The organism is Pseudomonas fluorescens, assembly GCF_000967965.1.
In the GTDB taxonomy this organism is placed as follows: Bacteria; Pseudomonadota; Gammaproteobacteria; order Pseudomonadales; family Pseudomonadaceae; genus Aquipseudomonas; species Aquipseudomonas grandcourensis.
The window spans coordinates 124283-138921 of record NZ_LACC01000012.1 but is presented as its reverse complement, the minus strand read 5'-3'; the positions used below and the strand labels follow the sequence as shown (position 1 = coordinate 138921).

9 protein-coding genes are annotated in these 14639 nt (G+C 58.3%); 5 read left to right on the top strand and 4 right to left on the bottom strand.

Annotated elements, in window-relative coordinates:
* The first annotated feature begins 181 nt into the window (after window positions 1-181).
* The 5 genes from aceE to msrA all read left to right on the top strand — a co-directional run bounded on the left by aceE (window position 182) and on the right by msrA (window position 10123).
* Window positions 182-2827 carry a pyruvate dehydrogenase (acetyl-transferring), homodimeric type gene (gene aceE / locus VC35_RS10315; protein ID WP_046039738.1) on the top strand — a complete coding sequence of 882 codons (2646 nt, stop codon included), beginning with the start codon at window positions 182-184 and terminating at the stop codon, window positions 2825-2827.
* A gap of 11 nt (window positions 2828-2838) precedes the next feature.
* On the top strand, window positions 2839-4797 hold the full coding sequence (gene aceF / locus VC35_RS10310) for a dihydrolipoyllysine-residue acetyltransferase (RefSeq protein ID WP_046039735.1): 1959 nt from the start codon (window positions 2839-2841) through the stop codon (window positions 4795-4797).
* 275 nt (window positions 4798-5072) lie between these two features.
* Window positions 5073-6467, top strand: a complete 1395-nt coding sequence (locus tag VC35_RS10305) for an alkaline phosphatase D family protein (protein WP_046039732.1) — start codon at window positions 5073-5075, stop codon at window positions 6465-6467.
* A gap of 233 nt (window positions 6468-6700) precedes the next feature.
* Window positions 6701-9394 carry a putative bifunctional diguanylate cyclase/phosphodiesterase gene (locus VC35_RS10300; RefSeq protein ID WP_046039730.1) on the top strand — a complete coding sequence of 898 codons (2694 nt, stop codon included), beginning with the start codon at window positions 6701-6703 and terminating at the stop codon, window positions 9392-9394.
* A gap of 63 nt (window positions 9395-9457) precedes the next feature.
* On the top strand, window positions 9458-10123 hold the full coding sequence (gene msrA / locus VC35_RS10295) for a peptide-methionine (S)-S-oxide reductase MsrA (protein WP_046039728.1): 666 nt from the start codon (window positions 9458-9460) through the stop codon (window positions 10121-10123).
* A gap of 158 nt (window positions 10124-10281) precedes the next feature.
* On the opposite strand, the gene VC35_RS10290 is transcribed toward msrA, so the two are convergent.
* From VC35_RS10290 to VC35_RS10275, 4 genes are all read right to left on the bottom strand, one after another.
* Window positions 10282-11121, bottom strand: a complete 840-nt coding sequence (locus tag VC35_RS10290; protein WP_046039726.1) for a 23S rRNA (adenine(2030)-N(6))-methyltransferase RlmJ — start codon at window positions 11119-11121, stop codon at window positions 10282-10284.
* Between the two features lie 231 nt (window positions 11122-11352).
* Window positions 11353-11676 (bottom strand): hypothetical protein, encoded by a 324-nt coding sequence (locus VC35_RS10285; RefSeq protein WP_046039724.1) that lies wholly within the window; start codon window positions 11674-11676, stop codon window positions 11353-11355.
* Between the two features lie 388 nt (window positions 11677-12064).
* Window positions 12065-12454: a hypothetical protein gene (locus tag VC35_RS10280; protein WP_046039722.1), complete on the bottom strand. Its 390-nt coding sequence runs from the start codon at window positions 12452-12454 to the stop codon at window positions 12065-12067.
* 546 nt (window positions 12455-13000) lie between these two features.
* Window positions 13001-14416 (bottom strand): PAAR domain-containing protein, encoded by a 1416-nt coding sequence (locus tag VC35_RS10275; protein WP_046039721.1) that lies wholly within the window; start codon window positions 14414-14416, stop codon window positions 13001-13003.
* Window positions 14417-14639 lie beyond the last annotated feature (223 nt).

Sequence of the window (14639 nt, the reverse complement as noted above, 5' to 3'; positions counted from 1 at the left end):
CTTCTGTAGTTTTACTACTCGTATATACATTAGCCGGGCTGAAATGCCGGAAGATTTGTAGTAAAACTACACGCCGCCGGAACAACCTATCGGCAATCCAAGAATTTATATCGTCTGCCCACAAGGCCAGTCGCAAACTCAGGCAACCGATTCTGGAAGCCTTTCCGCCCTGGAGCAAGCCATGCAAGACCTCGATCCCGTCGAAACCCAGGAATGGCTGGACGCCCTGGAATCGGTTCTCGACAAAGAAGGCGAAGACCGTGCTCACTATCTGATGACCCGTATGGGTGAACTGGCGACCCGCAGCGGTTCGCAGTTGCCTTACGCCATCACCACGCCTTACCGCAACACCATCCCGGTAACCCACGAAGCACGCATGCCTGGCGACCTGTTCATGGAACGCCGCATTCGCTCGCTGGTACGCTGGAACGCGATGGCCATGGTAATGCGTACGAACCTGAAGGATTCTGACCTCGGCGGTCACATCTCCAGCTTCGCCTCCAGTGCGACCCTGTATGACATCGGCTTCAACTACTTCTTCCAGGCCCCGACCGAAGAACACGGCGGCGACCTGATCTACTTCCAGGGCCACACCTCGCCAGGCGTTTACGCCCGCGCATTCATGGAAGGCCGCATCACCGAAGACCAGATGAACAACTTCCGCCAGGAAGTCGACGGCCAGGGCCTGTCGTCCTACCCGCACCCTTGGCTGATGCCTGACTTCTGGCAGTTCCCGACCGTATCCATGGGTCTGGGCCCGATCCAGGCGATCTACCAGGCACGTTTCATGAAGTACCTGGAACACCGTGGTTTCATTCCTGCCGGCAAGCAGAAAGTCTGGTGTTTCCTGGGCGATGGCGAGTGCGACGAGCCGGAATCCCTGGGCGCGATCTCCCTGGCCGGCCGCGAGAAGCTGGACAACCTGATCTTCGTCATCAACTGCAACCTGCAGCGCCTCGACGGCCCGGTTCGCGGCAACGGCAAGATCATCCAGGAACTCGAAGGCGTGTTCCGCGGTGCTCAGTGGAACGTGACCAAAGTCATCTGGGGCCGTTTCTGGGACCCGCTGCTTGCCAAGGACACCCACGGTATCCTGCAACGTCGCATGGACGAAGTCATCGACGGCGAGTACCAGAACTACAAAGCCAAAGACGGCGCGTTCGTCCGTGAGCACTTCTTCAACACGCCTGAACTCAAGGCGATGGTCGAAGACCTGTCCGACGACGAGATCTGGAAGCTCAACCGTGGCGGCCACGACCCGTACAAGGTCTACGCGGCGTACCACGAAGCGGTCAACCACAAAGAACAACCAACCGTCATCCTGGCCAAGACCATCAAGGGTTATGGCACCGGTGCCGGCGAAGCGAAGAACACTGCGCACAACACCAAGAAAGTCGACGTCGACAGCCTGAAGTTGTTCCGCGATCGTTTCGACATCCCAGTCCAGGACGACGAGCTGGAAAACCTGCCATTCTTCAAACCCGAAGAAGGCAGCGCCGAAGCCCGTTACCTGAGCGAGCGCCGTACCGCACTGGGCGGCTTCGTACCTCAGCGTCGCGCCAAGAGCTTCAACATCCCGACTCCGCCACTGGACACCCTCAAGGCGATCCTGGACGGCTCGGGCGACCGCGAAATCTCCACCACCATGGCCTTCGTGCGGATCCTCGCGCAACTGGTCAAGGACAAGGAAATCGGCCCGCGCATCGTGCCGATCATCCCGGACGAAGCCCGTACCTTCGGTATGGAAGGCATGTTCCGTCAGCTGGGCATCTACTCCTCCGTCGGCCAGCTCTACGAGCCAGTCGATAAAGACCAGGTGATGTTCTACAAGGAAGACCAGAAGGGCCAGATCCTCGAAGAAGGCATCAACGAAGCGGGCGCCATGAGCTCCTTCATCGCTGCCGGTACTTCGTACTCCAGCCACAACCAGCCGATGCTGCCGTTCTACATCTTCTACTCGATGTTCGGCTTCCAGCGTATCGGCGACCTGGCATGGGCCGCTGGCGACAGCCGCACCCGTGGCTTCCTGATCGGCGGCACCGCCGGCCGTACCACCCTGAACGGTGAAGGCCTGCAACACGAAGACGGTCACAGCCACCTGCTGGCCGCGACCATCCCGAACTGCCGCACCTACGATCCAACCTACGGCTACGAGCTGGCGGTGATCATTCAGGACGGCATGAAGAAGATGACCGAAGAGCAACAGGACGTCTTCTACTACATCACCGTGATGAACGAGTCGTACCAGCAGCCAGCCATGCCGGCCGGTGCCGAAGAAGGCATCAAGAAAGGCATGTACCTGCTCGAAGAAGACAACCGCGAAGCGGCGCACCACGTTCAGCTGATGGGCTCCGGCACCATCCTGCGTGAAGTCCGTGAAGCAGCGAAGATCCTGCGTGAAGAGTTCAACGTCGGCGCCGACGTATGGAGCGTTACCAGCTTCAACGAACTGCGTCGCGACGGCCTGGCCGTTGAGCGCACCAACCGTCTGCACCCTGGCCAGAAGCCTAAGCTGAGCTACGTCGAAGAGTGCCTGAACGGCCGTAAAGGTCCGGTCATCGCCTCTACCGACTACATGAAACTGTTCGCCGAGCAGATCCGTCAGTGGGTACCGTCCAAGGAATTCAAAGTCCTGGGCACCGACGGTTTCGGCCGCAGCGACAGCCGCAAGAAACTGCGTCATTTCTTCGAAGTCGACCGTCATTTCGTGGTGTTGGCAGCCCTGGAAGCACTGGCTGACCGTGGTGACATCGAACCTAAGGTTGTGGCTGAAGCCATCGCCAAGTTCGGTATCAACCCGGAAAAACGCAACCCACTGGACTGCTGAGGAGAGATTCTGTGAGCGAACTCATTCGCGTACCTGACATCGGCAGCGGTGAAGGTGAAGTAATTGAACTGTTTGTGAAGGTCGGCGACCGTATCGAAGCCGACCAGAGCATCCTGACACTTGAGTCGGACAAGGCGAGCATGGAAGTGCCTGCGCCGAAGGCCGGTATCATCAAGAGCCTGAAAGTGAAGCTGGGCGATCGTCTGAAAGAAGGCGACGAACTGTTGGAGCTGGAAGTCGAAGGTGCCGCGCAAGCGGCCCCTGCGGCTGCCGCTGCGCCAGCCGCCAAGGCTGAAGCCAAACCGGCTGCAGCACCTGCCGCCGCCCCTGCTCCTGCTGCGCCGGCTGCTGCCAGCGTTCAGCAAGTGCACGTGCCGGACATCGGCTCGTCGGGCAAGGCCCAGATCATCGAGATCCAGGTCAAGGTCGGCGACACCGTCGCAGCTGATCAGTCGCTGATCACCCTGGAATCCGACAAGGCGAGCATGGAAATCCCGTCGCCTGCCGCTGGCGTGGTCAAGGCCATCAGCGTGAAGCTCAACGACGAAGTCGGCACCGGCGACCTGATCCTGGATCTGGAAGTGGCAGGTGCTGCTGCACCGGCTGCTGCCGCTCCAGCTCAGGCGGCCGCACCTGCCGCCGCTGCTCCAGCGCCTGCCGCTGCCGCACCGGCTGCTCCAGTGGCCGACAGCGTTCAGGACATCCACGTTCCGGACATCGGTTCGTCGGGCAAGGCCAAGATCATCGAAGTCCTGGTCAAGGCCGGCGACACCGTTGCAGCCGACCAGTCTCTGATCACCCTGGAATCCGACAAGGCGAGCATGGAAATCCCATCGCCTGCCGCTGGCGTGGTGGAAAGCGTTTCCATCAAGCTCGATGACGAAGTCGGTACCGGCGACCTGATCCTGAAACTGAAAGTCAAAGGCGCCGCTCCGGCCGCTGCTACAGCGCCTGCCGCTGCCGCACCGAGCGCACCTGCTCCAGCCGCTGCAGCACCTGCCGCCGCCGCACCTGTTGCTGCCCCGGCTGCCGCTCCAGCCAAGCCTGGTGCAAAAGTTCACGCCGGCCCAGCCGTGCGTCAACTGGCCCGCGAATTCGGCGTCGAGCTGAGCGCCGTTGGCGCCAGCGGCCCGCACGGGCGCATCCTGAAGGAAGACGTGCAGGTTTACGTCAAGGCCATGATGCAGAAGGCCAAGGAAGCACCGGCCGCTGCTGCTGGCGCAACCGGTGGCGCGGGCATCCCGCCGATTCCGGTCGTGGACTTCAGCCGCTTCGGTGAAATCGAAGAAGTGCCGATGACCCGCCTGATGCAGGTCGGCGCTGCCAACCTGCATCGCAGCTGGCTGAACGTGCCGCACGTGACGCAATTCGACTCGGCGGATATCACCGAGCTCGAAGCGTTCCGTGTTGCCCAGAAAGCCGTTGCAGAGAAGGCCGGCGTCAAGCTGACCATCCTGCCGTTGCTGCTCAAGACCTGCGCACACCTGCTCAAGGAACTGCCGGACTTCAACAGTTCGCTGGCACCAAGCGGCAAAGCGATCATCCGCAAGAAATACGTGAACATCGGCTTCGCCGTCGACACCCCGGATGGCCTGCTGGTGCCGGTCATCAAGAACGTCGACCAGAAGAGCCTGCTGCAACTGGCCGCCGAGGCTGCTTCCCTGGCTGAAAAAGCCCGGACCAAGAAGCTCTCGTCGGACGAGATGCAAGGCGCCTGCTTCACCATTTCCAGCCTCGGCCACATTGGCGGCACCGGCTTCACGCCGATCGTCAACGCGCCGGAAGTGGCGATCCTCGGTGTTTCCAAGGCAACCATCCAGCCAGTCTGGGACGGCAAAGCCTTCCAGCCGAAACTGATGCTGCCGCTGTCGCTGTCCTACGATCACCGTGTGATCAACGGCGCCGCTGCTGCACGCTTCACCAAGCGTCTGAGCGATCTGCTGGGCGACATCCGCACCATGCTCCTGTAACACCGACCGGCCCTCCTTCACCGGAGGGCCTGTTGCGTTCCACGTTTCCGAGCGCCACGCTCGTACCTCAACCCCGCCAATTTGGCGGGGCTTTTTTTTGCCTGAATTTTTTACTTAAAACGTCTTCCTACATTTGTGGCTGATATCGCCCACAACTCGAATCCGTTTCTGCCAGATATTTTTTCGGGCCAAATAACTAGCCTTGGCCGAAAGACTACTTATTACACCCGAAACAATCATCTACCTAATTCGTTAGCAGCCGAATGGACTCAAACATGCTCAAACCAACTGTCGGCCCGATTATTGGTCACACCACCACTAATCACGCACGTATTTTTTTGCGCGGCGAACACAATAAAAACACCTTGGTATTTGCCGGCATTCGCTATAGACGACAAGGCGAAGATCACTGGTCAAAAGGCAACTTTGCGAAACTCGAACCCGAGCACGACATGTGCGAAGTCTTTGCACTAAACAACCTGTCCGCCGACTCCGACTATGAATATCAGGCCGGGTGGTTCAGCCCGATGAGCCCGGCGCACACCGTCGACACGGTGAAAGAACTGCCGCTGCGATGGCCACGACAGATTTATCACCTGCATACCCGCTCCAGCCAGGCCGGCCTTTCAAGGGCCTACATTATCGGCTCTTGCCGATACCTGCGCATGACCGCAGGCATCGCATTCGCCCCTCACTTGGGCGACAGAATCTTCGCTTCAATTTCACGCCTGGTGGAGCAAGCCAGTCCTCCCGTCAGTGCGATGGTGATGACGGGTGACCAAATCTATGTCGATGATTTGAACATCATTGCCCCGGATCGGGAGCTCAAGGAAATCCTGCATAAATATCGCGTGGCGTTTTCGCAGATAAATATCACCAGGTTAATGTCCAGCTTGCCCACTTACATGATCCTTGACGACCATGAAATAGAAGACAACTGGCCCGCCAACAAGAGCAAGTCCGATGACTACTTATATGCAAACGCAATCAGGGCCTATGAGCTGTATCAGGCCAGCCATAGCCCAGCCCATGCACTAACCAGTGATGGACTGATAAATAAACGACTGGACAAATATTGGTATCAATTTACTGAAGGTGATATCGAATGGTTTGTTACCGACAGTCGAACCCGACGTAATCTGTCGGCCTCTGACCGACGCATTCTCGATATAGCCCAGGAACAGGCCTTGTGCGACTGGCTGATCCACAGCCCGGCGCGGATCAAATTCGTGGTCACCAGTGTCATGTTCTACCCTGACCAAAAACGCTCGGATGATGACGCCTGGCAAGCCTTCCCCGAACAACGGCTACGGTTGCTGGAGACCATTCGCACACACAGCATCAAAAACGTCGTGTTCATTTCCGGCGATGTCCACGGCTCGCTGACCAGTCGCCTGACCCACAGCGAGGATGCGGACTTCGAAGTCCACACCATCGTCTCGTCACCGCTGTGCAACAGCAGAATGTTGCCCTATGCCACAGCCTCCACGTTCGTCCTCGATCAACCCTTGGTCCGCACCGCCTCCGGCGACTATCGACATGAGCTGACCAGCAACGTGATCAGCCAGGATAACTTTGCCCACCTGGTCGTCGATGCCGGGCAGCTTCAGGTGAATTTCCACGACCGGGAGGGCAAGCCTTTGCAGTCCGTTGGCATCCAGATTCGCTGACCCGGAAACAGATCGCAGTCATTGGCAATACTTGCAAAACTGCGATTTTTCGGCGAATAGCAATACTTTCTGCCACCGACTGAAGAAATCCCGTCGTCTGCCGACATATTCTTATAGCACTTGGCCTTCATCTCTCTTGTCAGTCGGTGTCGCAATGATGCAACCTTGCCGCAGGCAACAGTAAAGAGGGCGAGAGCCCAGCGCGTTCAGCATATTCGAAGCGAGTTCTCTCCATGAAAAGCCAACCCGATGCCGCCAGCCGTATGGTGGCCGAGGTAGTGACGCAGTTGCCTGTGCCTTCGCGGCTCGGCATGCTGCGTTTCGAACGGCTTAATGAACCCAGCTGGGCACTGCTGTTTCTCGATCCCAATTGCGAACGCCAGTTCGGCCTGCCCGCCGTTGAGCTGTGCGCGCTGGTGGGCTCGCCCTACGCCAGCCTGATGGAGCCGCAAGCGCGCTATCAACTGCACGACGCGATCCAGCAGCAACTGACTGAAAGCACGCACTACCTGATCCGCTACACCCTGCACACCGCCGCTGGCTCCCTGACTCTGCTTGAACTGGGCGAAGCCTACAAACAACACAATCGACACCTGTTGCGCGGCTACCTGCTGGTCATCGACGGCCTGTTCGAGGATGACCCGCTGCAACCGGCCCTGGATCTGGAAACCCAGAATTCGCGCCTGCAAATCGCCCTGGAACTCAATCAGCGGGCCCAGCAGGAGCAACTGCTGCACCTGGAGCGGGTGCGTGCCCAGCAGGACCTGATCCTGCTGCTCACCCGTCAACGCTACAGCAGCAACAACTCCTTGCGCGAAGCCGCCGAGCTGATCACCCGCAGCGCCTGCGACATCTACGAAATCGACAGTGCCAGCCTGTGGCACCTCGAAGGCTCGATGCTGGTGCCGATCTCGGCCTATCACCGCACGAAGCAGGAATACCTGCTGCCGCAGCCGATCGATGTCAGTGTTTTCCCCGATTACCTCGACGCCCTGCACACCGGCCGTGCCATCGACGCCCATAACGCCATGCGCGACCCGCGCACCCGGGAGATGGCCGAAAGCATGCGCCCGCGCGACGTCAACGCAATGCTCGATGCCAGTATCCGCGTCGATGGCCAGGTGGTCGGCGTTTTGTGCCTGGAGCAGACCGGGGCGACCCGCGCCTGGCAGTCGGATGAAATCGCCTTCGCCGGAGAACTGGCGGACCAGTTTGCCCAGGTCATCAGCAACCACAACCGGCGAACCGCCACCAGCGCCCTGCACCTGTTCCAGCGGGCGGTCGAACAGAGTGCCAACGCGTTTTTGCTGGTCAACTGCGACGGCGTGGTGGAATACGTCAACCCGAGCTTCACCGCGATCACCCAATATTCCACCGAAGAAGTGCACGGTCAGCGCCTGTCAGAACTACCGGCCCTGGAGAACCTCAGCGAACTGCTGTTCGACGCGCCTTCGGCGCTGGCCAAGAGCAACAGTTGGCAGGGCGAGTTCAAGAGCCGCCGGAAAAACCTCGAACCCTATTGGGGCCAGTTGTCGATCTCCAAGGTTTACGGCGACAACCGCGAGCTGACCCACTACATCGGCATCTACGAAGACATCACCCAGACCAAGCTCGCTCAGCAGCGAATCGAGCGCTTGGCCTACACCGACAACCTGACCAACCTCGGCAACCGCCCGGCGTTCATCCGCAACCTCGATGAACGCTTCGCCCGGGACAGCGACGCGCCGATCAGCCTGCTGCTGGTGGACATCGACAACTTCAAGCGGATCAACGACAGCCTTGGCCACCAGACCGGCGACAAACTGCTGATCAGCCTGGCCCGACGCCTGCGCAACAGCCTGATCCCGAGCGGCAGCCTGGCGCGATTCGCCAGCAACGAATTCGCCGTGTTGCTGGACAACAGCGACCTCACCGTCGGCCAGCAAGTGGCCAACCAGTTGCTGGCGACCCTCGACAAACCGATGTTCGTCGACAACCAGTTGATCAGTGTCACCGGCTCCGTTGGCCTGGCCTGCGCGCCGCTGCACGGGCGCGACCCGCAAACCCTGATGCGCAACGCCGGGTTGGCGCTGCACAAGGCCAAGGCCAACGGCAAGCACCAGGTGCAAGTGTTCACCGAAGCGCTGAACGCCGAGGCCAGCTACAAGCTGTTCGTCGAAAACAACCTGCGCCGCGCCCTGACCCAGAACGAACTCGACGTGTTCTACCAGCCCAAGCTGTGCCTGCGTAGCGGTCGCCTGCTGGGCATGGAAGCACTGCTGCGTTGGGACCATCCGGAAAAGGGCATGATCCGCCCGGATCAGTTCATCAGCGTCGCCGAAGAAACCGGGCTGATCATTCCGATCGGCAAATGGATCGCCCGCCAGGCCTGCCGCATGAGCAAAGCGCTGACCGCCGCCGGCCTGGGCAACCTGCAAGTAGCGATCAACCTGTCACCCAAGCAGTTTTCCGACCCTGACCTGGTGGCCTCCATTGCCAACATCCTCAAGGAGGAAGCCCTGCCGGCTCATTTGCTGGAGCTGGAGCTGACCGAAGGCCTGCTGCTGGAAGCCACCGAAGACACCCACTTGCAGCTCGACCAGCTCAAGCGTCTGGGCCTGACCCTGGCCATGGACGACTTCGGCACCGGTTACTCGTCGCTCAGCTACTTGAAAAAATTCCCCATCGACATCATCAAGATCGACCGAAGCTTCATCCACGAAATCCCGGACAACCAGGACGACATGGAAATCACCTCCGCGGTGATCGCCATGGCCCACAACCTGAAACTCAAGGTCGTGGCCGAAGGCATCGAAACCGCCGAGCAGTTGTCGTTCCTGCGCCGTCACCGCTGCGACGTCGGCCAGGGCTACCTGTTCGACCGTCCGATCCCGGGCAACGAGCTGATCGACAAGCTCAAACGCTACCCCCGTGGCCCAATCGCCTGACAGCGATCCAACTCTCGGGCAAACTGCTTGTCTGTCTAATTATCCTGACTGAGAGGACTGATCATGGTTCTGCGCTCGGAAATTCTGGTGAACAAAAACGTGCTCCCGACTAAAGAACAAGCTCTGCCCGGCCGCGAAACCGCGATGACCCTGCCTGAAAAGCACTTTGTGTTTAAAGACACCCCGTTGCTCGGCCCGTTCTTCGAAGACGTCGACTTCGCGATCTTCGGCCTCGGCTGCTTCTGGGGTGCGGAACGCCGCTTCTGGCAGCGCGAAGGCGTGGTCAGCACCGTGGTCGGCTACGCCGGCGGTTTCACCCCGAACCCGACCTACGAAGAAGTCTGCTCGGGCCTGACCGGCCACACCGAAGTAGTGCTGGTGGTGTATGACAAGGCCAGGGTCAGCTACGAAGCACTGCTGGCGATGTTCTGGGAACTGCACAACCCGACGCAGGGCATGCGCCAGGGCAATGACATCGGCACCCAGTACCGTTCGGCGATCTACGCCACCAGCCAGGAACAACTGGACGCGGCGCTCAAGAGCAAGGAAACCTACCAGGCCGAGCTGTCCAAGGCCGGTCTCGGTGAAATCAGCACCGAAATCGACCAGGCCCCGACCGTCTACTTTGCCGAGACGTATCACCAGCAGTACCTGGCGAAAAACCCGGAAGGCTATTGCGGCATCGGCGGTACCGGCGTGTGCATGCCACCGAGCCTGGCGGGCAACTAACCCTGAACTGTGGCGAGGGAGCTTGCTCCCGCTCGGTTGCGCAGCAATCGCAAAACCGGAGAACCGGTTCTTACTGAAAGAACGCAGTTACCGGTTTTTAGGGGTGCTTCGCACCCCAGCGGGAGCAAGCTCCCTCGCCACAGATTGTTGATTGCTGATCAACTCTCAGCAATCAACCAATCCATCCGCCACCCACCCTGTGTCTGCCCCAGCTTCTCAGACAACCATGGCAGCAGCTCACGCAACTCTTCCTCCAGCCCCCACGGCGGATTGGCAATCGCCAGCCCGGAACCGTTCAGGCTGTTCGGCGTATCCAGCGGATGCACCAACAACTCCACCCGCAACAACTTCGGCGCACCGGTACCCGCCAGGTCCTGATAGAAGCGGCGAAGCGCGCGCTGATCCTTCACCGGGTACCAGATTGCCGCCACGGTCTGGCGCATGCGGCCGATCGCTTCCTTCAACGAAGCGGCACAGCGCTGCATCTCGTCGAGCTTCTCGAACGGCGGATCGATCAACATCACCGCACGCTTCTCCGGCACCGGCAGCAAGGCTCGCGGCACATGCCAGCCTTCGCCCAGGTGCACCTTGACCCGGCGATCACCGGCCATGTTGTCCTTGAGCAGCAGGCCGTCTTCCGGGTGTTTCTCGTTGAGCAACACACGGTCCTGCGGGCGAGTCAGGCGTCGCGCCAGCTCCGGCGAGCCCGGGTAATAGCGCAACTGGCCATCCGGGTTCATCTCGTGCAGCACCTGCATGTAATCAGCGGTCAGGATCGGCAGATCCGGCTGATCCCACAAACGCGCAATGCCTTCCAGGTACTCGCCGGTACGGTTGGCCTGGTCACCCTGAAGGTCATACAGACCGATGCCGGCGTGAGTGTCGAGATAGGCAAACGGCTGCTCCTTGCGCGACATCAGGGCGATGAGGCGGGTCAAGGTCAGGTGTTTGAACACATCGGCGTGATTGCCGGCATGGAAGGCGTGACGATAATTCATGGCTGCTCCTGCGAAGGCCGGGAAGTTTACCTTTTACCGGCCGGCAAGTCAGGGGTTGGCAGCTGAGCGGCCGTAACCACCCCCTGTGGCGAGGGAGCTTGCTCCCGCTGGGCTGCGAAGCAGCCCCAAAACCTGAACCCCGGCCTGGTCTGACACACTGCACTCCCCTGTTCTACAACTGCTACGCAGTTGAACGGGAGCAAGCTCCCTCGCCACAAAAGCCGCCTAGCGCTATGCCAAAGGCCGCGCCCGCAACCGCCGCCCAACCACATCCAGCACATCACAGCCATCGCGCAACGTAATGGCGCAGAGCAAGGCGAAATCGCTGAGGATGAACGACTCGCACTCGATCGAACCGCGCATGGACAGGTTCTCCAGCACTTGGGTGACTGCGCGGATTCTGTAGTTGGCTGCATCGGCGAGGATGTCGAGTGGCGCGTGGGTGTCGACGAACAGGGTGGGCATATCGGTGCAGTTGCTGGTCAATGCCATGAAGCGGTTGTCGGGATGGGGGATTGGTTTTTCGTAGGGTGGATCGGGATGTATTGATTTCATTTTTAACGCTCTAAGGAAGAAATGGACCTGCCATTAGCCTTCCTACGGGCTAGGGTGGCAGCTATGCACGGGGTAGGAATATCGAGACCCTTAGAGCAAAACTCGACCACGCCGAAGCGTGCCCGCGCATAGCCGCCGCAACTGATCTTACGGCCGCATGAAAACGGCCGCAAACCAGGCAGTGACGCCAATGTAGCTCTAACGGTCTTGAGAGGTTCCTACACCCCGCCACAGAGTTGTCAGTGGCTGGCAAAGACTATCGGTAGACCCCTCGTGGCACCAGTTCATGAAAGCCGCTACGTTTTGAAGGAAACGTCCTAGGACCTTGCCCAGAAAATTCGCAGCGATTTCAATCCACCATAGAGCTTCTTGCAACTTAACCCGGGCATTACTGGATGTAGCCAAGCGCGTTAACTGCAAAAAGCGCTAGCAATAGAGCAATACAAGCAACCCCGCCCCAATGCAAAACTATTAGTTTTTTCCTAAGTCCTCCAGGAAAAGCTTCCAGATCTTTCGCATCGGCCCCGCCATCACGGAGATAAAAATTTGGCATAGTCATCACGCCCATTACTGCACCAAGTACGAATAGCCTTCCCCAAGCTCCGCCGTTCTTGAAAGGAGCCCGGACCATAATAGCCGGGCAGTTTTTCAAATGATCCAGCATTACATCCATTTTGGCGTAAGCCAAATGCAACGATACGCAAAGGAAAATTAGAAGCCCGCCGAAACCAGTAAGGCTGATACACAAAAATAATTTTTGCGCGACACTCACGCTCATGTCAGCGTCTCGTAGTTTAATTTGCCAGTTTTTTAACCCGCCTCACCGAGGCAACCCCAGCAGCCAAAGAAGTGCCCTGCCACAACAAATTTACTCGCCAAAAATAATGGCTGCAGTTGGCATTCTGTCTTGCCTTACGCGAGCCAGCTACTGACCCACGCTTATATTACTTAAGAACTCCTGACTCCCACAATGTAACTAGAAACACCAAACTGGCGAGCAAGCCTATTACACTCCATTGCAAAAAAATTAGTTTTCGCCTAAATATAAGTGGAAATTTTTCTATATCCTCAGCGCTGGCCAACCCACATCTCACAAAAAATCGAGGAAACGTAACTACACTGGCTATGCCGCCCACTAACTGAAGCTTCCCAAAAGGGCCTGTATGCTTGTGCGTCTTTGCAGTAATCAGTGACGAGCTATTCTTGAAATATTTCGACAATTCTTCACCCCTTGTATAGCCAAGGTATAGCGCAAACCCGATCCAAATATAGATCCCAAGTAACACTCCCCCACACAAACCACCTACAATTAATTCTGATGTTGTCATCTCACATTCTCATATATAAGTTCTCCGATTATCTCCCCACCCTTTCCGCCATATAGGCCGCCGACAAAAGAACCAGCACCAACCACTACGATACCGCATGCCAATGTCCCTATACCGGCTGTAGGTATGCTCAAACCAGCACATATTGCACCGACAACGGGGGCCGATAAAATCGTGCCAGTAGCTACACCACCTCCTATTCCCCCGGCAAAGGCACCCGCCTCAGTAAATCTGATTCGCTCGCAAACTTCAGTACTGCCCGCCGTACACACATCCTGAACCTTCATAGCCGAAGCCCCGCCACCGACCGCAGTGCCGACCCAGCCGCCGAACTTGAGGTACTTTGAAGCCTTGGCCACGCCATCAAGATGAGTCGCATACCCCGGCATCTGCCCCACGCCGCCGGCTTCCGTCCAGCGGTGAACCAGACTGGGAGGAGATAGGAACATTGCACGGTTCAAATTGGGGTGGTGTGGGAAACCGATGCCTTTGCGCGTCAGGCTTGTCAGGTGACTATCGAGTTGTGCCAGCAGCTTTTGGCGCTCGGCCAGAAATGTCGGTGAGTTCAGATGTCCATCGCGCAGGAATGAACGCTGATGCAGCGTTTCCATTTCACGCAAGGTATCGCCGACGTTATCCAGATTATTCTTGAAAATGCTCGCGCCGACACCTATGGCGCCCGAACCGAAGCCCAAGATCGTCTGAAGGGCATCCCGGTGTTCCACCATAAAATCCGCCTCCTCCGGAGTAAGCGTTTCAAGCACCTGATTGGTCCTGGCTGCCACATCCATAAGCAGCGCTTCTTCACGGGTGCACTGGTAGTTATTGGGATCGCTCAGCACGATCATCGAGCCAGCTTTGACGTCCCGCAGGTTGGGATTGAGCAACTTGAATTTGCCCATCACCGCCGGGTCGCGCAGGGTGAACAGCGAGGCCTCGAGTTGTTCGCGGGTGGTGCTTTTGGGCACGATGTAGAAGCCCGGTTCCTCGGCCGCTGTACTGCTTGATCGCACTGGATTGGGAACGCTTGGCGCCGGCGCAAAGCTGGAAGGTCGTGAGGCTACCGGGTTGCTGGAGGCGGTGGGGGTCGTCTGTTGAGTCGCTGCACGGGTGGCATGCGGCGCAGCATTGCGGCTGGACATGTAGCTATTTGTGAAAAACGATGGGATCAGCCCGGCTTTGCAGGGGCAGCTGCTGTAGCTGTCCAGCGAGCCCGCCACCAGCTTTCCGTGACTCACGATGTATGAAACACCGCCCTCGATGACATAGGTTTTGTCGTCCTTGCCACAGGAAACCCGATCCCCCGCACGAGCATGAGCGATACCAAACATCATGATGTTTGTATCAGCCTCCAGAACCTTGCCACCGCAGGTCGTCTTGTCATCCTTGCGAATGAAAAATCCCTCTGCCATTGCTGATCTCCCTTTCTACTGGCGCCCCAGTCATGGGAAGCGCGCCCTTGATAACGATGGGTAACACCGACTCGGAATGAGTGGGCTAACGCAAAGTACGTGACCAGAGAGGTAATTCAAGGCAGCCGGGCAAAACAGGAAATTTCCTACAAGCTCCAAAGAAAAGGGTGACGCAAACGGAGGCAGGAACCAAAGCGCGCTCTAGATTGACCTCAAAAAAAAA

Excerpts from the sequence above, each read along its gene's own strand:
- VC35_RS10300 (WP_046039730.1), top strand. The coding sequence starts at position 6,701 with ATGAAAAGCCAACCCGATGCCGCCAGCCGTATGGTGGCCGAGGTAGTG.
- VC35_RS10285 (WP_046039724.1), bottom strand. The coding sequence starts at position 11,676 with ATGAAATCAATACATCCCGATCCACCCTACGAAAAACCAATCCCCCAT.
- aceE (WP_046039738.1), top strand. The coding sequence starts at position 182 with ATGCAAGACCTCGATCCCGTCGAAACCCAGGAATGGCTGGACGCCCTG.
- VC35_RS10290 (WP_046039726.1), bottom strand. The coding sequence starts at position 11,121 with ATGAATTATCGTCACGCCTTCCATGCCGGCAATCACGCCGATGTGTTC.
- VC35_RS10275 (WP_046039721.1), bottom strand. The coding sequence starts at position 14,416 with ATGGCAGAGGGATTTTTCATTCGCAAGGATGACAAGACGACCTGCGGT.
- VC35_RS10280 (WP_046039722.1), bottom strand. The coding sequence starts at position 12,454 with ATGAGCGTGAGTGTCGCGCAAAAATTATTTTTGTGTATCAGCCTTACT.
- msrA (WP_046039728.1), top strand. The coding sequence starts at position 9,458 with ATGGTTCTGCGCTCGGAAATTCTGGTGAACAAAAACGTGCTCCCGACT.
- VC35_RS10305 (WP_046039732.1), top strand. The coding sequence starts at position 5,073 with ATGCTCAAACCAACTGTCGGCCCGATTATTGGTCACACCACCACTAAT.